14 protein-coding genes are annotated in these 18,890 nt (G+C 56.3%); 6 read left to right on the top strand and 8 right to left on the bottom strand.

Annotated features, from left to right (window positions below; genetic code table 11):
- Positions 1-124: 124 nt before the first annotated feature.
- From AB7290_RS27590 to AB7290_RS27575, 4 genes are all read left to right on the top strand, one after another.
- Positions 125-1,837 (top strand): thiamine pyrophosphate-dependent enzyme, encoded by a 1,713-nt coding sequence (locus AB7290_RS27590; protein ID WP_085404113.1) that lies wholly within the window; start codon positions 125-127, stop codon positions 1,835-1,837.
- A 114-nt stretch (positions 1,838-1,951) separates the two neighbouring features.
- Positions 1,952-2,494, top strand: a complete 543-nt coding sequence (locus AB7290_RS27585; protein WP_085404112.1) for a hypothetical protein — start codon at positions 1,952-1,954, stop codon at positions 2,492-2,494.
- 208 nt (positions 2,495-2,702) lie between these two features.
- The gene (locus AB7290_RS27580) at positions 2,703-3,854 is read left to right on the top strand and encodes an OpgC domain-containing protein (protein WP_063986471.1); all 1,152 of its coding nucleotides are present in this window, start codon (positions 2,703-2,705) and stop codon (positions 3,852-3,854) included.
- Between the two features lie 1,840 nt (positions 3,855-5,694).
- Positions 5,695-6,072 carry an H-NS histone family protein gene (locus tag AB7290_RS27575; protein WP_084795188.1) on the top strand — a complete coding sequence of 126 codons (378 nt, stop codon included), beginning with the start codon at positions 5,695-5,697 and terminating at the stop codon, positions 6,070-6,072.
- 205 nt (positions 6,073-6,277) lie between these two features.
- On the opposite strand, the gene AB7290_RS27570 is transcribed toward AB7290_RS27575, so the two are convergent.
- From AB7290_RS27570 to gmd, 8 genes are all read right to left on the bottom strand, one after another.
- Complete coding sequence (locus AB7290_RS27570; protein WP_144030834.1) at positions 6,278-7,081, bottom strand: WecB/TagA/CpsF family glycosyltransferase; 804 nt, start codon at positions 7,079-7,081, stop codon at positions 6,278-6,280.
- Positions 7,082-7,258: 177 nt separating this feature from the next.
- Positions 7,259-8,395, bottom strand: a complete 1,137-nt coding sequence (locus tag AB7290_RS27565) for a glycosyltransferase family 4 protein (RefSeq protein WP_085404110.1) — start codon at positions 8,393-8,395, stop codon at positions 7,259-7,261.
- A gap of 66 nt (positions 8,396-8,461) precedes the next feature.
- On the bottom strand, positions 8,462-9,223 hold the full coding sequence (locus tag AB7290_RS27560; protein ID WP_063984085.1) for a hypothetical protein: 762 nt from the start codon (positions 9,221-9,223) through the stop codon (positions 8,462-8,464).
- Positions 9,224-9,231: 8 nt separating this feature from the next.
- On the bottom strand, positions 9,232-11,523 hold the full coding sequence (locus AB7290_RS27555; RefSeq protein WP_063986470.1) for an AAA family ATPase: 2,292 nt from the start codon (positions 11,521-11,523) through the stop codon (positions 9,232-9,234).
- A gap of 129 nt (positions 11,524-11,652) precedes the next feature.
- On the bottom strand, positions 11,653-12,297 hold the full coding sequence (locus AB7290_RS27550; protein WP_085404109.1) for a hypothetical protein: 645 nt from the start codon (positions 12,295-12,297) through the stop codon (positions 11,653-11,655).
- Between the two features lie 159 nt (positions 12,298-12,456).
- A complete protein-coding gene (locus tag AB7290_RS27545) occupies positions 12,457-13,755 on the bottom strand; it encodes an O-antigen ligase family protein (protein WP_161495915.1) in 1,299 nt (432 codons plus the stop codon).
- Positions 13,756-13,957: 202 nt separating this feature from the next.
- Positions 13,958-14,896, bottom strand: coding sequence for a GDP-L-fucose synthase family protein (locus tag AB7290_RS27540; protein WP_085404108.1), 939 nt, complete (start codon positions 14,894-14,896; stop codon positions 13,958-13,960).
- Positions 14,877-15,974: a GDP-mannose 4,6-dehydratase gene (gene gmd, locus AB7290_RS27535; protein ID WP_063984084.1), complete on the bottom strand. Its 1,098-nt coding sequence runs from the start codon at positions 15,972-15,974 to the stop codon at positions 14,877-14,879. The genes AB7290_RS27540 and gmd overlap by 20 nt, the downstream gene beginning before the upstream one ends.
- A gap of 442 nt (positions 15,975-16,416) precedes the next feature.
- Here gmd and AB7290_RS27530 point away from each other — a divergent pair, with 442 nt between their 5' ends.
- Both AB7290_RS27530 and AB7290_RS27525 read left to right on the top strand, forming a co-directional pair.
- Positions 16,417-17,082, top strand: coding sequence for a transglutaminase-like cysteine peptidase (locus AB7290_RS27530; RefSeq protein ID WP_085404107.1), 666 nt, complete (start codon positions 16,417-16,419; stop codon positions 17,080-17,082).
- Positions 17,083-17,405: 323 nt separating this feature from the next.
- Positions 17,406-18,890 (top strand): undecaprenyl-phosphate glucose phosphotransferase, encoded by a 1,485-nt coding sequence (locus AB7290_RS27525; RefSeq protein WP_085404106.1) that lies wholly within the window; start codon positions 17,406-17,408, stop codon positions 18,888-18,890.

Genomic DNA, 18,890 nt, shown 5'->3' with positions numbered 1-18,890 from the left:
GCGCCATCCGAAGCCGTGCGCCGTCTGCGCAGTTGGGTTCAAGTCCTCGCATTTTGATCCAAGCCCTGACAGCACAGTTGGGCGCACGCTGTGGCAGGAACGGTCATAGCCACGGTTGAATGTCATGGGCAAGCTGGTCGCGGATATCATTGTGGAGACCTTGCAGAGCGCAGGCGTCAAGCATTGTTACGGCGTCGTCGGCGACACCCTCAATCTGATCGCCCGCTCGCTCGAAAAAAGCGAGATCGAGTGGATATCGATGAGACACGAGGAGGCGGGGGCGTTCGCCGCGCAGGCGGAGGCGCAGGTCGCAGATCGCCTGACCGCTGTTGCCGGCAGTTGTGGTCCCGGAAGCTTGCATTTCATCAACGGGATATTCGAAGCCAATCGCAACCGTGCACCCGTCATCCTGATCGCAAGTCAGATCATTCGCGACGAACTTGGCTTCGAATTCATCCAGGAGGTCGACTTCAAGCAGGTCTACCGAGACTGTAGCGTCTTCTGCGATATGATCCATACCCCGGAACAGGCGCGCCGGAAAACGGTGATCGCCTGCCAAACGGCTCTGACGAAACGCGGTGTTGCTGTCTTGATCGTACCGGCGGATATCTCCGCCTCGGTCGTGGATGATAATATCCCCTATGCGGTGCACGTCGCCAGACCCGTCACGCGACCGAGCGATGCGGATATCAACGAGATCGCGGATATCCTCAACAGCAGCGAAAATGTTGTCGTGTATGGCGGATCGGGCTGTAAAGGAGCCCATCAGGAAATTCTCGCGGTCGCCGACAGGCTGAAGGCGCCGATCGCGCATACGTCGCGCGCAAAGGACTTCCTCGAGTTTGACAATCCCTACAACATTGGAATGACCGGGATGCTCGGCAACGAGGCCGGGTATCATGCCCTGTTGGATTGTGATGCGTTGTTGATGCTGGGCGCCGACTTTGCCTGGCGGCAATTCTACCCGGACAAGGCAAAGATCGTGCAGGTCGATACCGACCCGACCCATCTGGGGCGACGGCATCCGATCACGAAGGGTGTCGTCGGCGATGTGAAGGCGACGTTGGAGGCCTTGCTGCCGAAGCTCGCCGGGCGCACCGACGCCTCATTCCGAGGCGCATATCTCCAGCGCTATGCGAAATATCGGGAAACAGAGCGGGCCAAGGTCGCTGCCGGTCACGATGGCAATATTCCCGGAAGCTATCTGACACAGGTGATCAGCCGCCATGCGGCGAAGGATGCGTTGTTCACGGCCGACGACGGCACCCCGGCCGCCTGGGCCTATCGCCACATCGAGGCAAACGGCCAGCGCCGTATTTTCGCAAGCCTGCTTCATGGAACGATGGCCAATGGCATGCCGTCGTCCATTGGGCTCCAAAAGGCAGAACCCGGCCGGCAGGTCGTGTGCATGGCCGGCGACGGTGGAATCTCGATGCTGTTCGGAGATCTGATGACGATCGTCCAACAGGAGTTGCCCGTCAAGATCGCCGTCTACGACAACGGCAAGCTTGGCTTCGTGGAGATCGAGCAAAAGGCCGAGGGCATGCTCGATACCTTCACGAAGCTGAAGAACCCGAATTTTGCAGGCGTTGCGCGCGCGCTGGGTCTCTGGGGCCAGACCGTTTCGAACGCGAGCGAATTGGAGACCGCGGTCAAGGACTGGCTGGCGCAACCGGGACCCGCGCTTCTGCACGTGCATGTCAACCCGATGCAGCTCGTCATGCCGCCATTCATGCAGGTCGAACCTGCAATCGGGATGGCGCTCTATTCCGCCCGCGCCGTCCTGCACGGTCGCGGAGGCGACGTCTGGGAGATGGTGAAGGAAAATTTCCTCTAGTCGGGTCGTCCCTCCAGCGGGGGCATGGCATGCCGTGCTGCGCGAGAGTGGCCAAGCATTGCTGTGATGGGTAGATCGAGATTGGCGAAATTGCCGGAGCCATCGGCTCTGCCCATGGCAAGGTACTTTGCCGTTGTCGGCGGCGCACTCGCTGCTCTTCTGCTGATAATTGGCTGGTCTCTGCCGAAGCTGCCGGACAGATTTCCTGATCGGGCGAATGGTATCGACGCAGCCACCATCCGGATCTCATCCGCGCGCAAATGGCCGGAAAAGGTCGTCCTGGATACCAGCCAGCCGGCAATGCCGCCATCGTCCCTCGAGGCGATACCGATCCAGGAATTGGCCGAGCAGCTGCCTGATGAGAGGACTGATCAAATGCACGCTGATTCCTCAGCTGACTTCGTGGCGGAATCGAAGCCCCTGGCGCGGCCGATCATTGCCGAGCATCCGCCTATGCGCGGCAAGCGCAAGAGAGCTCGGGCCGGTTCATCAGCCCATGTGGCGAGAACCCGTAGTCCCAACGAGCTCCAGGGATTGAGTGCGGAGTGCTGCTGGTTCGAGCCGATGGACAGGCGGGTACGATCGAGGCCTGCCTCGCGCAGTCGCGTGGCGCGTCGCGACTCATGGACAGGCTGGCATTTCCCGGAGGCAAATTGAAAGTTGGAGCTGCTCTGCCAGCCTCGTCCTTGTTCTGCCGACCTCACATCCAACATGCGCATGATTGTCCAATACGAGCAGTCATGGGGCCGCTACGCTGACGGCGACTATGTCGCAATGCTTGGGGGCGGGCTCTAGACGCCGTATCCGGGCGCTGTGCAGGCAAATCGTCGATGGAAGAGATGGGCAAGGCTTCGGTGCGTTGACGATGAAGATTCTCGCTACGCTGCCGACGAAAGGCCGGGATCTCCGGCTGGACCTGTTCCGAGGTGTGGCAAATTGGGGAATCTTCCTCGACCATATCCCCAACAACATCGTGAACTGGGTCACAACGCGCAACTACGGTTTCAGCGATGCTGCGGATCTCTTCATATTCATTTCCGGCTACACCGTTGCCTTCGTCTTCGCGCGGATGATGCTCGAACGCGGGTTTGTCATTGGCGCGACGAGGCTTCTGAAGCGCGTCTGGCAGATCTACGTCGCCCACGTCTTCCTCTTCGTGCTCTATCTCGCCGAAATCGGATATGTCGCGCAGCGCTCCGGCAACTCTGGTTTCACCGATGACTTCAACATCCGGGGCTTCCTGGCAAATCCGGCGCAGTTCCTGTTCGAAGGGCTGATATTGCGCTTCAAGCCGGTGAACATGGATGTGCTGCCGCTTTACATCGTGCTGATGGGCGTATTCCCGCCGATACTCTGGCTGATGCTGCGCAGACCCAACATGACGCTGACTGCTTCGGCGTTGCTCTATGTCATGGCCAGGCGCTTCGGATGGAACCTCTCGGCCTATCCAACTGGCCTCTGGTATTTCAATCCATTCGCGTGGCAATTTCTGTTCACATTCGGAGCCTGGTTCGCGCTTGGCGGATCGGCACAGGCGATGCCGTTCATCCGGTCGCGTACCGCGTTGGTGCTCGGCATCAGCTATCTTCTGTTCGCTCTGGTGATGACAATGGCGGCCCGGTTTGACGAACTGCGCGAACTGATTCCGCCTGAGGTCTACGGCGCCTTCAATCCGAACGACAAGACCAATCTTGCGCCTTATCGCCTGCTGCACTTCGTCGTGTTCGCGTTCTTCGTCGTTCGTCTGCTGCCACGCGATTGGCCGGGGCTGGAATGGGCGATCTTTCGGCCCGCGATCAAATGTGGTCAGCAGTCGCTCGAAGTCTTTTGCTCCGGCATATTCCTGTCCTTTGCTGCACATGTCGCGCTGGTTGAGGTCTCCGGCGCGATCTGGATGCAGATCGTCGTCAGCATTGTCGGCATCCTGATGATGACCGTGCTGGCGTACTACCGCTCCTGGTCGAAGCGCGTCGACAAGGCGCCGAAGGCCAAGCCGGCTGTTGTAGCGGCGGGTTGAGCGTCGCGCGGGGAGGAGTTCGGAAACACGATCTGCGATGAAGCGCTCACGATTTCATGGATTGATCCAGACCGCGCTTCTCTCGCCATTTCGGGCCCGGCCCCCGTATGTAGTGAGCTTCGGGGCAGTATCTATAAGCTCACGTTGAATACACATATTCCGGTCGCGCCTAGTCAGCTCTGACGGATTTTCGTTGCGGGATCGACGGCGGCGTCTTTGGGCGACCCAAGGTTTGCCGGATGGATGAACTTTGGCACGACGCATTTGCTGTCGTCGCGAAGATAGCGCGCGACCCTGCCAGGGCGACAGCCGACCGCCCGGTGATCGGCGACCATGCGCCGCTGTTTTGGTCTAGCCATGACCGCGCCCAATTCGACCTCGATCACGTGGCTTGGACAGGCTCCGGCCCAGGCGAGCGGCTCTTATGCCGACGCCGGACGCTCGCAACCAACAACGCGCATCGGCAAGCAAGGGTAACCCTCGTCAATTTGCGATGAGTGATTTGCATAACGTCAACGGAAGTGCAGCCGACCGCAGGAAAGGTGAGACGAATAATCCAGGACAGCGTTTGCTGAAGGTAGCGCGCTGGATAGGTGAACAGCTTCGCGTAGCTGGCCTCCTCTCTAATCCTCGTCGAAATAGATATCTTCAGGAAGATTAAACGCGACGTATACGACGAAAGCGGCTGCAACGAAGACCAGTAAGGTGAGCGACAAGCCAATTAACAGCCACACGATTCTGAGGTTCTCAAATGAGCGAATGCAATTAAATGGAGTATATACGTGCCCTGCGGTTGGGGTAGCCGGACTTAAGCCTCGGCTCCCCTGCTTGGCGCAGCGTTCTTCCGGGTAGCTCTCAATTTAATGCAGCGCTTGCAAGATTTTGATTCCCGTGTTTTTACGGTAATCATCTGCTGGTACGCTAGCGTCGGCTGCTCGGCCGTTTTACGCGTCTTGAAGGGCCCCGATTTGGCTTCTGAAGAACGTTGCGCCTCAATTGAGAAGATTGCCTGAGTTTATTCGCTTCCGCTTCACCAACCCTCCTTCGCAAATCGACTAACTCTCGAAATTGTTGCGCTAAATCAATGTGTTCCATGCGATTCCAAACCGTTTTCTTTTCTTCTGATAGCTGGCTGTAAGGCCGAGCCAAATATGCAGTTGCGTGCTTTGCCAATGTTGAAGTCGAGGTGGCAATTGTCTCCCACCGACCGATAATATATTCGAGCGGCAACGCAATTAAATTCATACGTTAAGCTAATAAGTCAACCTTACCCCGAGCCGACAGCCACCTGTCGCCTGAGCAGCATGGTACCGTTCAATTGGCGCTCGCAAGATAGGCCGCCGCCCTTTGGGTCGTCGCAGATATTTGCCGAAGTTATGTCGTCTCAGCAGCGGAACGCCAACCGTTGCAGACCTGCGAGAACGGGGTACTCCAAAGAAGTGGTATCGATCCATTTAATTGTTGTCGCCGGGATACTTTAAATAGATTATTGCTGTAGCGAAAAATTCGGAAATTCGAATGCGGTTGTACCGGCAATCCCGCGCTTCATTGGGTGCCAGCTGATTGCGCAAGGTTTAATCAGGGCGTGGGGACATTTTAGGCAGCAGAAGCATTCGCCCAAGCGATCGCATCAATTCAAGGAAGAGAATTTACCAATTTATTTCCGAACGGCAGAGTATTCTAATTCGCGCATGCGCAATATTGCCCGAATCGCCTGCTGTTTACATAAGATGGACGGGCAGTAGGAACGCTGCAACTTCTGGTGCGTTGCCGGAACAGATCGAACCACTATTACGGGATTTGGTGGAACGAAGTTTGTTTCATCAATTGTGAGCGAAAAATGCGGCCAAGCACGTTCGATTTGAAATCACTATCTATCGACGAACTCTGGAAACTTCACGAGGAAGTTTGCAGTATTTTGTCTGACCGGATCTTGCTTGAAAAGCAGGGGTTAGAAGAGCGTCTCGCGAAGCTTAGTGGCGGCGCCCAGATCGAAAAGCCTAGGATCTCAGGCAGGCCGCTGAAGGCCAACGATCGCCGGAAGTATCCGCCGGTGCTTCCCAAGTACCAAAATCCCAACGACCCATCCGAGACGTGGTCCGGTCGCGGTAAGCAACCAAAGTGGTTGGTTCCTCATCTCAAGGCAGGTCGGAAGTTGGTTGATTTTCTAATCAGCACAAACAAGCGCAATGCAACTGGGCGTCGTAAATCCGCTTGACGATTTGGATCTGCGGTTGACGCAGAGCGCTGTGCGAGTTTCGACGTAGGCCATGGGCTCTCAATGGTCAGCGCGAGTGTGCGTCTGTCGAGCTGCTGTAGCCTGTAAGTTGACCCAGGTGCTATCGCAGCCGGCTACGAGCGGTCCTTAGAAGAAGCATTGGCTTGCTGTGCATGGCGCGATCGTGGTCCCTGATCTTTCCTGACTACCATCGCCTTCTGATTATCTCGTGCGCCGCCAACACCACGAATATGGGCGCCATTACCAGGTATCTTTTCCAAAGCCTCTTTGGCTCGGTGAAAAGGCGATAGGCCCACTCCAGCCCACTCCGTTGCATCCAAGATGGCGCCCGCCGAACCAGATTGGCATGGAAATCAAACGCTGCACCAACGCCGAGCATAGTTGCGCCACCGCATCGCCCCTTGTTTTGGCCCATCCAGATCTCTTGCTTTGGCGTTCCAAGTCCTACCCAGACGAAGTCAGGCGCAGCAGCTCGGATTTTCGCGCAAGCGATCTCATCCTCCTCAGGGGTGAGAGGCCGGAAAGGTGGACATTGCGTTCCTGCAATCTTTAGGTTGGGGTATTTCTTGACGAGTGCTTCAGCAAGGAGATCTGCGACGCCCTCGGCGCCTCCGTAGAAATAGTGACGCCAGCCTCGCGACAATCCGTGCTGGCAGACCGCGGGCAGCACATCCGGGCCGCAGACGCGATACACTGGACCATCTCCCGCCGCTCGAAGGGCCCAAACCAACGGCATTCCATCAGGTGCAACAATATCGGCGGTTTGGTGAGCAAGATCCAACTGAGCATTGTTGCGGGCTGCGATGATGCCGTGCACATCGCGAAAGACCACATATCGGTCCTGCGAGTCCAGGGTCCATGTCTCAAAAGCGGCGAGGAGTTGGTTCAGACTGATTGTCGAGACGGGAGTGCCTACCAGCAATGCCTGAGATAGTGGTACGCAATTCGCCGCTGACACATCAACATTAATATTCACGAAAACACCCAAGATATAAATCCGCAATTTATATATCTGATTTAATGCATATTTAATGAGGAAGATAAATAGACTTTAGATGCGTGGTTTGATTTGCTTGGATTTAACGCCAAAGGGGAGGGTGGCTTTACTGGACAATCTAAAATTGTGCGGGCCGCCGGTTGACCACTATTCTCGGTGTTGTTGCGGTCACATGGACTTGCGAATAAAGGACGCTTTCCGCCAGACGACGGTTAGTTTCTCGACGTAGGAGTTGATTTCGTATCGTTGAGCTTGATCTTCGCGAGCGGTGCTTCCCAATCGCAACCGTAGCTCGGGATCTTCGATCAATCGTTCGATCGCTCTGCTCAAGGCCGACACATCACCCGCCGGCACCAGGAAGCCGTTTCGTTCAGGGGCAATGACTTCCGGAATTGCGCCAACGGGGGTAGATATCACGGGCACGCCGTGGGCGAATGCTTCCAATATCACCATGGGGAGGTTTTCGGCGTACGAGGGGAGCGCCAGGATATCGGTCTTGCAAAGAAGATCGTCGGCTTGCTCAGAGCTCAACCAGCCCGGAATAAGCACCCTGCCGACGAGACCGTGTTTCGCCACAGCCCTGCGGCTTTCTTCAACGGAGCCGTCGCCTGCAATCGTTGCCGTCCAGTCCTGTCTCTGCGACAACATCTGCAATGCAGCTATCAGCTGCGGGGTACCTTTGCGCTCGCCGAGTTGCCCCAAGCACGTGATTCTTATCCGGGAATCAGGGGCTTGAAGTTGCGGTTTCGAACTTAGCTTCGTGGCATTGGGCAGAACTGTAATCTTGTCGCGAACCTGAGGCACACGCATCAGAACGGCGTGAGCCCAATACTCGCCCAGTACGACGATCTGCACACTCTTCAGAAAGAGAAGGTCAACGGCTCTCGCCAACCTGGTTGGGGCAACCGCCAGAAATTCGTCAAATCCAGATCCGTGCAAGTGGACCACGTAGGGGACCCTCAAGAGGCGAGCTGCTGCCCCCATAACCGTCTTTCGATAGCTACTTCCCCAGTTCGATAGGTGTATGTGCAGCACGTCAATTCGTCGAAAGAGGACCAGCCACGCGAATTTCAACAAAGCAATGGCGAAAACAAATTGAGCCACAATGAGTCCGCGCTGACCTCGCGTGACTAGGCGACTTGCCTCAACGTTCAAGTGGGGTTGTTGCTGCTCAATGGTCTCAAATATGCTGTCGTTTAAGCGATCGATACCACCGCGCCCATCGAGACCAAGCGGCGTGGCAACAGCGACGCGAAGTCGTCCTTCAATCAGGTGCAAACTACGTTCTTCGCCGCTGCGGAGCATTGAATCATCTTGGGTCGAGGGCGAAATCAAATTGGTCTCCGCATGTCAAATCGATCCGCGTGAGGTTCAAGGATGCCGTCGGTCGGATACGCCCGGCACAATGACTTCGGAGCCCCGATTGCGAAGTGCATCCGCGAAGATTTCGCGGTTGCGTATCGGAACTTCGGTTAGCAGTGGCAATATCTGATCGCGAACGCGCCACGCTGGACCGGTGAATATCTCAACGGCTTCCATGTAGAGACCGGTATTCAAAATCTGAATAAATTCTCTGATCGCCGTCTTCGCCAACGCGGGATCCAACGCCTCGAAAATGGAAAATGCGATATGATTGCGCTTCAGCGCAATCCATCCTTCACTAGGACCAAGCTCGTAAGACAGACGCAGGTACTGGAGGTTTTCGGACTTGAACCCAATCTGGTTGTTGCTTAGCCAAAAGAGTGCGAGCCATGAGAATGGGTCGGCTGGCGAGCAGGACAGTGTGGTGACGAGGGCCCTCCGCAGCGCATCGAACTCCTGATCGATGGTCTCGGGCCTGCCTACCGAGAGCGTCTGCTCGGCAATCCTCAGTCGAATGATTGCTGCGCTTCTCGTGGCGGAAGCTCTGCAGAACGGCAACTGCTCGATCGCATCAAGGTCCGACTTGAGCGGTGAAAGGATTTCGGGCCGAAACGCGCGACCAGAAATTATTCCGCGCGCGACCGATTCATCGAAGCCTTGATTCCAAAACAGCGGGAGCGTCCAACATCCCCAAAGTATCGCGATCAGGGCAAAGCCGCCAACGAAGGCGCGCACAAGCAAAGACACCTGTGTTCTAGACAGTTCGAGCATTCAAATCTTTATCGTGCAGTGGAAACTGACGAGGCCGGCCTCTCGCCGTAATAGACATTCCCGTATCCCGAATAGAGTTGCAGCACTTTAGCGTCAGCCTGCGTCAACACTACTCCGAGCATGTTATCTTGAATCGTAGGCGCCGACCTGAGCGCTTGGGCGACGACATCAAATTTCGTATGCGCCCACTTAATCGCAAGAACATAGGCATCCATGAGTTGTGTGGTCGCACGTACATCGACGATCGGCGCAAGCGGCGAAAGATCGACCACAACGTAATCGTAGTTCTTGCGGAGGACGTCGAAGAATTGCCTGGCTTCACTCGAATTCAGAAGCTCATTGGGATGCACTTCATTGTCCCAGCTGACAGCGCCCGGCAGAAAAGACATATTCGTCTTCGAATCCCGCCACAGAAGCTCGGAAAGCGGCTTTCTGCCCATTATCCCATCGATGATCCCAAATTCGGCTGCCGGAGCGATGCGGTTGGAGAGCGCACTGTTTCGCAAATCGCAGTCAACCAATAAGACCTTAGCTCCGGTTTGGGCGATGAGCTGTGCGAGCGACGCCGACAACGTCGATTTGCCTTCGTTAGGAATCGCCGAGGTTATTCCGATAACCTTGGAGGATTTCGCATCCCAACTTACATCGATAGCCAGCTTAATTGCGCGGACCGCTTCCGAGAACTGCGAGAATGGATTGTTCGAAGCGGTCCAAATCAAGCCTCGATTTCTCGTGATTGTTCGGTTGGCGCGATCGCTTGTTCCCACCCGATTATTCAAAGTGTCGCGAGGGGTCTTTCCGGCGCTGATCTTTGGAACGAGTGAAATACATGTGGCGTTGAGTTCCGCCTCGACTTGTTCGGCGGTTCGGAACACCCGATCCGAAAGATCGCGCAAGATCGCCAGGCCAAGTCCTAGAATCAGTCCTCCGATTCCGGAGAGGCCGAGCGCTAGCGCTGGCTTTGGATCGCTTTTCTGCGTCGGAGGAGCCGCCTGAGAGATTACGCGCGCTTCACTGATTGGAAAGGATTGCTGCTGAATTGATTCCATGTAGCGCTGCAGAAAGTTGTCATAGAGAGTTCGGTAGGTTTGGGAAGCGCTCTCTAGTTCTTTCAATGACACCTGGGCCTGGTTCGTCGCCTTCGATTGGCTGACCGCATTCTCCAACTCACGTTGAACGCCGACCTCGCGTTGCTTGGCGATTTCAAAGTCACTTTTGTAGGTTTCGGCGAGGCGCTGAAGTTCGTTGAGAATTGAGTTCTGAATCTCAGCCATTTGACTTCGAAGGTTGACGGCTGCCTCGTGACCCGTTCCGTACCGGCGTGCCCAATCCGCTTCGCGATTTGCGATGTCCAGGTACTGCGAACGCAGCTTTGTCACCACTTCGCTCTTGAGGGCGTCTGCTACCGTTGAGTTGACCGTTGAATTGGGAGAGTCGGCTCGCAATACCGCTTCGATCCGATCAAGCCGGGCCTTGGCTTCCGAGGTTTGCGCCCGCGCGACCACGACCTGACTGTTGAGTTCGGATACCTGTTGCTCTGTGACGAGCCGCCCGCCGGAGCCACCGGTGTTTACGATGTTGTTCTTTGCCTTGAAGTCGACAACCGCACGCTCCGCCAAGGTTGCCTGATTGCGTAGTTCACCGATGCGGTCCTGCAGCCAGGCACTTGCCCGTCGGGTTGCTTGGTCCTTCGCCTCCAACTGGTCGACGATATAGGCTTCGGCTACGGCGTTGGCGATCTCCGCAGCGCGATCGCGACTCAGCGACTTGAAGCTGATCTCAATCACATATGACAGGCCAATCCGCTTAATGGTGAGTTGAGACTGAAAGGTCCGGATCGCCGACCGCGTAAGCTCAAAGTTTGAGGCGGTGTCCCTTGAGCCGAGCACGGCGGACACCAAGCCAAAAGCTGAGGAAAAAAGTCCGGATCGTGATCCGGAAAATTCCGGATCCTCGATCAAATGAAGTGTTTTAATTACGGAGAGAGCTACCTTTTCCGACTTCAATATTTCGATTTGGCTCTCCACTGACGCCGAGTCGATCGGGATGTCTCCCAGAATGGACTGCTGTTGAAAGAGCTGAACCTTGCGGGTGTCTATGATCAGGGTGGTCTGGGCTGTGAAACGAGGGGGCGCAGTCACCACGTATACGAGGCCGAGAGCAAGGATCGAGAGCGCTGTGATCAATATGATCAAGTACTGGCGTTGCAAGAATCCAACAAGGCGATTGAGGCCTTCTGCCGCCGATTCGGGCGGTCGCGGCAACTCAAAATCGACCCGTGACTTATCAGAATACAACATGGGGACTTTCGGATGATCGACGTGTTGCGTCAAGGCGCGCCGTCGTTCCAATGGGAAATCTGGTCGCCGAATAACCGACGAGCGTCGCGCTTAATCGTGGAATGCTGGCCATCGGGAGTCAGTGTGGCTCTAGGGGCTTACACTGTTCGATATTCTATTTGTCGTGTTTGAACTGGGGGCTGACGCGCTGGATGCGGCCGATGAGATTGAGAAGTTTCCGATCGTCACACCACCTTGTCCGATCGATGGCGCAGACGGCGTCCCAAACCTGGAGCTCGTGGAGCCGGTCTGCCCGCCAGATCCGCCACCCGATCCGGCGCCTGTGTCGCCCGCGCCGCCACCCGCACCCGTTTCGCCAGTCGGCTGATCTCCGGATGTGGCTGCAAAAGCGAGAACGACGTCCTGATCCTTTGTCCGGATGATCGCCTGCTGAATTTCGTTGGCGTAGGTTGGATTAGAGACGATCACGATCTTGGCTGCTTGAGCGAGCCCGCCACCGATCGCCAATTTTTGATCCTTGTTGGCGGTCGACAGCAGAGTTAAAATCGATGCTAGCGTCGCCGGATCGTCGACCGCGAGATTTCGAATTAATGTCAGCAGGATGGCGCCTCCATCCTTGTTTCGCTCCAGTACGCTTCCGGGATTGCTCTGAAAATCGGCCGAGGTCAGGGACGGCTGTGCCATAGCTCCATGCGTGGAGAGCCCCACGGCAGCCAGTAACAGGATCCAGCCAGTGGCGGCAAATGCACATTTGCGATAAAGATCAAATGGCATATTAAATCTCCCATTAACTTACGAAAAAGTTTAATTAAAAATCAATATCACGGTGGGGAGGCAGACACAATTGGTCCGCGCGCCCGATCGCTCGGCGGGCGGTTGAAGTTTAAATATCGTAAATCCTGCCAGATAGGTGCTGGGCCGGGAGCGCGGGGCTCATTGAATCCGATTGCCGCTCGGGAACGATTGGCTCAGTCCCACGCCGAGAAGCCCAAATACCGTGATTGCAAATCCGGGTACCTGGATCGAGAAATCCACCAGGGAATGAGCCAAAGCGACCGCTGAAATCGACAATGCGGCAATGGGAACGATACGATCTCGCCTGCGCACCTTTATCCCTCTGATCAGGACAGCGAGCGCCAAACCCCAGGCTGCAACGATCGTCATCGTAAGCGGGAGACCTCCTTCAGAGGCAATCTCCAGCAGCGTGTTGTGAGCGCGGTCCCACGTCCCCCACATCGATCCGTGCAGGGACCGATAAGCAGGAAACATCGAAGGAAAGGTTCCAATGCCGGTACCCAGCCAGGGATGATCCGCGATACTCGCTACGGTTGACCGGTAGGTATCGAGCCGCATCGCATCAGAAAGCCCTTCGGCGCTGAATCGTCCGCTTACGCTGGCCCCCAGGATCTGGAAGAGGGCGATCACCACACCGAGGCTGATAGCGAAGGCAATGAGGGCTCCGGACCGCCCCGGTAGATCTCGATAGAAGTACAGGAGCAGCGCGAGGACGAGGCCGGCGAGGGAGAGAACAATCCCAGCCCTGGAGCCCGTCATGAACATCGCTGTTACGCAAAGTGACAACATGAAGAACGGTAGCAGGACGTCGCGAGGTGCCTCCGAGAGAATCCGAGAAAAGACCTGCCCCCAAGCGAACCCGTTGTGTTTAACGAAAGTACGAATGCTTTCGGACGTAAATAGAAGCCATACAATCGAGCAGCTGCCGAAATACACGGCTGCAGTGTTCCGGTTGGTGAACGTAGCAGTCAAGTAACTGAGATGAGCCTCTTTCTCGACCCACAGCACCTTTGTCGGATCAATCAGGAACGACGCAAGGCCGAATATCGCGTACGTAGCTCCGGACCAGGCGACAACTTTGAGTAGTTGGGTCGCCAAGCTTCGGTCGCTCCCGACGATGATGCCGCAGATGATGGTGAGAATAACGATAAAGGGAGCTCCAAGTGCATAGATCGGTTGATGGCGTGCAATAGATACCGTGGAAGCCAACGGAACACCCAGCAGCTCGCTGGTTCGCGTCCACAAGGGCGAGGGACGCGAAGCACCAAACCAGGGGGATAGTGCAAGTTGTTCATGCAGAACCATTGCGTAGGCAACAACAACAATCCCGAGGACGAAAAAGATGGGGGCATGATGGCGCCGGAGGCGGTCGGGGGAGGCTGCAATTGCGGCGGCGCCGAGAACGATACACCAAAGCGCCTCGACCCAAGCATCCATCGACCCGAACGGCAGGGGTGCTAGAGCTACGACAAGGAATAGTATCCGCGCTGAAACTCGAGTCTGCGACATCAATGCAAACGTGACGATCTCCCCCTGATGCGACGTCAATAGAATTCCGCTTTAACCTCGTCGTTGGCTCATTACACGACGAAATTGGTCGTACCTCTTTTCGCCGACTTGAGAGTATATGCGTTCGTCGTTACCGATCGAGATGCGCCCGGTAGGCGAGCGCGATACCCTCAGCAAGCGGAGTGACAGCGCGCCAGCCGAGTTTGGTGATCTTTTCAATATCGAGCAGTTTGCGTGGCGTGCCGTCGGGTTTTGATGGGTCGAAGCTGATCCCGCCTATATAGCCGACCACGGTGGCGACCAGGCGGGCGAAGTCAGAGATGGTGATGTCCTCGCCGGTGCCGATATTGACCGGTTCATCGCCGGAGTAGGTCTTCATGAGGTGAATGCAGGCGTCCGCAAGATCGTCGACACAAAGGAATTCCCGGCGCGGTGCGCCCGTCCCCCAGACCACAACGTTCTTTGCACCGGAGACCTTCGCCTCGTGGAAGCGGCGGATTAGAGCGGCCACCACGTGGCTGTATTCAGGATGATAATTGTCGCCGACGCCATAGAGATTGGTTGGCATCACGCTGATGAAGTCGGCGCCGTACTGGCTACGGTAGGCCTCGACCATCTTGATGCCAGCGATCTTGGCAATCGCATAAGGCTCGTTGGTGTGCTCAAGCGGACCGGTCAGTATCGAGTCCTCGCGCAACGGCTGCGGCGCCAGCCGGGGATAGATGCACGACGAGCCGAGGAACATCAGCTTGTCGGCCCCACCGACGTATGCCGCGTGTATCACGTTGGCTGCGATCGCCAGATTGTCGTAAAGGAATTCCGCGCGCAGCTTGTCGTTGGCAGCGATACCGCCGACTTTCGCTGCCGCAAGAAACACTACGTGCGGGCGTTTGCGGGCGAACCAGGCGTTTACCGCGGTCTGATCGCGCAGGTCGACCTCGCTGCGGGGCAGGGTCAGCAGTTCCACATTTTCGCGCGCCAGCCGGCGCACTAGCGCAGATCCGACCATCCCACGGTGGCCGGCGACGAAGACGCGCCGGCCCTGGAGCTCAAACGGGATGTCTGCCATTGGCGACCTCCCGCTTGGCGATCGCCAGATCGCTTGCCATCATCTCCTTCACCAGCTGAGCGAACGGGATCTTTGGTTGCCATCCCAGCTTCTCGCGCGCCTTGCTTGCGTCTCCGATCAAGAGGTCGACTTCTGTCGGGCGAAAATACCTGGGGTCGATCCGCACGACTGTCTTGCCCGAAGTTCGGTCTACACCAGTTTCTTCGACGCCTCTGCCGCGCCATTCGATTGTACGGCCGACCTCCGCAAAGGCCAGTTCGACGAATTCGCGAACCGAGCGCGTCTCTCCGGTCGCCAGCACGAAGTCGTCAGGCGCGTCTGCCTGCAGTATCCTGTGCATGCCTTCGACGTAATCACGCGCATGGCCCCAGTCGCGCTTGGCCTCGAGGTTGCCGAGATAGAGCGTGCCTTCGAGGCCGACCTCGATACGAGCCACGCCGGTCGTGATCTTGCGCGTTACGAAGGTCTCGCCGCGTATCGGGCTCTCGTGGTTGAACAGGATGCCGTTCGCAGCATACATGCCGTACGCCTCTCGGTAGTTCACCGTGATCCAATAGCCATATAGCTTGGCGACACCATAGGGCGATCGAGGATAGAACGGCGTCGTTTCCCTTTGCGGAACTTCCTGTACCAGGCCGTAAAGCTCGGAGGTCGATGCCTGATAGAATCGCGTTTCCTTCTCCATGCCGAGAATCCGAATCGCTTCAAGCATACGCAAAACGCCGATCCCGTCGGCATTTGCCGTGTATTCTGGACTTTCAAAACTGACGCTGACATGGCTCTGGGCCGCGAGGTTGTAGATCTCGGTCGGCCTGACCTGCTGCATGAGCCGGATCAGGTTGGTCGAATCCGTCATGTCACCATAGTGCAGCAAGAACGGCACGTTGCCGTGGTGCGGATCCTTGTAGAGGTGATCGATCCGCGCGGTATTGAACGAGGACGACCGCCGCTTGATGCCGTGCACGGTGTAGCCGAGGCCTAGAAGGTAGTCGGCCAGATAGGCTCCATCCTGTCCAGTAATGCCGCTAATCAACGCAACACGTTGTTTCGAGGCCTTGGGTGTAGTTCCCGAGAGCATTCATCTCCTCGTAATTTCTTCGCAACCTCATGTCCGTAGATCAACATAGCGGGGTATAATTCTATTTTGCATCAAATCGACCAAAATACTTAATTCTCAACGGCGAATTTCAATGCGTCCTCAGCATCGCCGCCTCAAATTAAATGCTGCCGGTATTTAAGGAAGGGTGCCGCTGGAAACTGCGGCAGCCTGAAGTGTTCAGCCTCGGTCAAGCACCTTTCGCAAGCCGCGCGCTGCACAAGGCATCTTCCTCTGCTCGGTATCGGCTCGCTGCATGCGGAGCGACATTCGCCGTAGCCTTCGCAAGCGCGGGTGTAGCGGGCGAGGCGGTTGGTTAATAAAGTCCGCGACAGTTGAGTAAAAAGCTTCGACAAAGTAGGGCCAAATCTCAAATTGCCCATGCGCATGATGCTCTCGGTAATGCGGGGGGGAGCAATTCGACATGCGTGAGATTCCAAAGATTGCCGCGGTGATGATTGCGCTGCTATCTGCCGCAATCTCCGATGGAGCAAATGCGGGAATTTCCAATATGTCGCGCGGCTTGCGGGCGCAATTGGAACGAATTCAGCTCAGCGTGCCGGCGTTGGCGCCGATGGCTCATGTGAGGTTCTGCATGGATTACCCTGCAGAATGCACAGTTCGAAGACTGATCTTTCGCGGCGGGCCCGTTAAGCTGACTTCGTCGCGATGGTCCGATGTCGTCCAAGTCAACAACACTGTAAATGGCACGATTGTGCCAACGGCCAACCTCGGCGGCCTTGCAACTGAAACCTGGATCGTTGGCCCCCGAACTGGCGACTGTAACGACTATGCGGTGACTAAGCGGCATGAGCTACTGGCGCGAGGTTGGCCGGCGCGCGCCTTGCTTTTGAGCGAGGTGATTACTTCCTCAGGCGAGCATCACCTTGTTCTGGTGGTGCGGACGGCGTCGGCAGACCTCGTTCTCGATAACCTAACCGCCGAAATCCGAGTTTGGTCGAAGACGCCTTATCGGTTCGCCCGCATGCAAACACCAGGAAATGCTAGGCTTTGGGCTACCATCGTGTCGTGGAGCTCAAGACCTGAGCGGACGGCAAGTCTCGAGGCCGCTAAGGTTGGCCTCGATTAATATCTCCATCTGGTGCCAATGGCCGCAAGTCTCAGCGCGGAATTGATGCCCGGCTCCTTGGAACGCGGAAGTCCACCATTCCGCAGTCGCAATCGAATGCGGCAAGCCGCGCTGGCTCAGTTGTCGCGAGTACAATCCTAACGGAGAAGCGTCGCCAACATCAATTTGAGGTAGAAGTCGACGTAAAGGGCGCGCTGCGGCATGTCGTGTTCAAAATTAAATCAGAATTAATCGAAAGTTAATTTAACAGTCAATCAAAAATATGCTCAAAGCACGCTTGTTTAACGGGCGAATTTTCGAACCACATATTTTTGAGTGATTTCATGCCAAACAGTAGCGGCGAGTTGGCGTCGAGCGAGGCGATCCTCTCTCGTGACAGCGTCGGCTCGGCAAGGAAGGAGTCGCGGCTCCGATTTCCTCACGCGATGGCTGGGTACTTTTGCGCCGGGGTCGATTTTCTCGTCATTATCGTGTCGAGCATTCTGGGTTGCTCTATCTATCAAGCGTTTTCAGGCCTGGTTGTTAGTAATTTTGATGCCTTTGCGCTGTCGGGAAGCGTCGCCGCGATCCTTTACTTGTGGATGGCGCACGCGGCGGGATTCTACCAATTCGGCTCCATTGTCTCGTCACATGCCGTTTACCGGAAAATCATCAATCGTTGGCTTGTCGTTGGTCTTTTACTGGCCCTGCTGGCTTTCCTGCTCAAGGTTGGCGCGATCTTTTCGCGTGGTTCGATTGTCACTTTTGTCGCTCTGACAGCCACGTTATTGCTGGTCGCGCGGTGGGCCGTCACGCGCGCCATTAAAGTTGTCGTTTCCGAAGGACTGCTGGCTGGTCGTCGAGCCGTCCTCGTTGGATCGCGGGATGAGTTGGCGGCGTTGGACGGCGAGCAGTTATTGGGAGATTTCGGCCTGAGCGAAATCGACCGCTTAACTCTTCCAAGCCCAAGCCTGTCGACCATGCAGCTGACCCGCAGCGAACTGAGCGTGCTCAATCTAGCTATGGATAGCGCAAGGCAAGAAGGGGCCGAAGCGATCGTATTGGCAGTTTCCTGGAGTGAGTCGCGGAGGCTGGAACTCATACGCGAAAGCATGCGGGCTTCGCCACTTCCAGTTCAATTGCTACCGGATCGGATTGTTCGGGGTCTGACGCGAAATCTCACATTTGCTTGGCAGCCAAATTTTGCGATCGAAATCAAGCGCGGTCCGCTCTCCCGCGTCGAGCATCTTTTGAAACGTGTGTTTGACGTCGTTGGTGCCTTGGTGCTCCTCCTTCTACTCTGGCCGCCGATTCTCATTGCCGCGATTGCAATCAAGTTTGATTCCGCGGGACCGGTCCTGTTCCGTCAGCGACGAAACGGCTTCAACGCCAAGCAGTTCAGGATTCTAAAATTCCGTACCATGACCGTAACCGAAGACGCTGACAAGGTTGTCCAAGCGACGCGCTTCGATCGGAGAGTAACACGAGTAGGTCGTCACTTGCGCCGCTTGAGCGTCGATGAGCTTCCGCAACTCTTTAACGTCCTGAAGGGTGATATGTCGCTGGTTGGTCCGCGACCGCATGCATTGGTGCATGACATCCAGTATGGGGAAATAATGTCGGACTACGCATTTCGCCATCACGTCAAGCCGGGCATCACTGGCTGGGCCCAAGTGAACGGATTCCGGGGCGAGACACGTCAAGTCGAACAAATGCAGCGCCGGGTGGAGCTCGATCTCTGGTATATCAACAACTGGAGCCTGTTGTTGGATCTGAAGATCCTGTTGAGGACGTGCATTGAGGTTGCGAGCGCGCGAAACGCCTATTAA

The organism is Bradyrhizobium sp. 613_E4_N2_2, from assembly GCF_052075995.1.
GTDB lineage: Bacteria > Pseudomonadota > Alphaproteobacteria > Rhizobiales > Xanthobacteraceae > Bradyrhizobium > Bradyrhizobium barranii.
The sequence above is the reverse complement of the archived record's forward strand: the minus strand, read 5'-3'. Positions and strand labels throughout refer to the sequence as shown.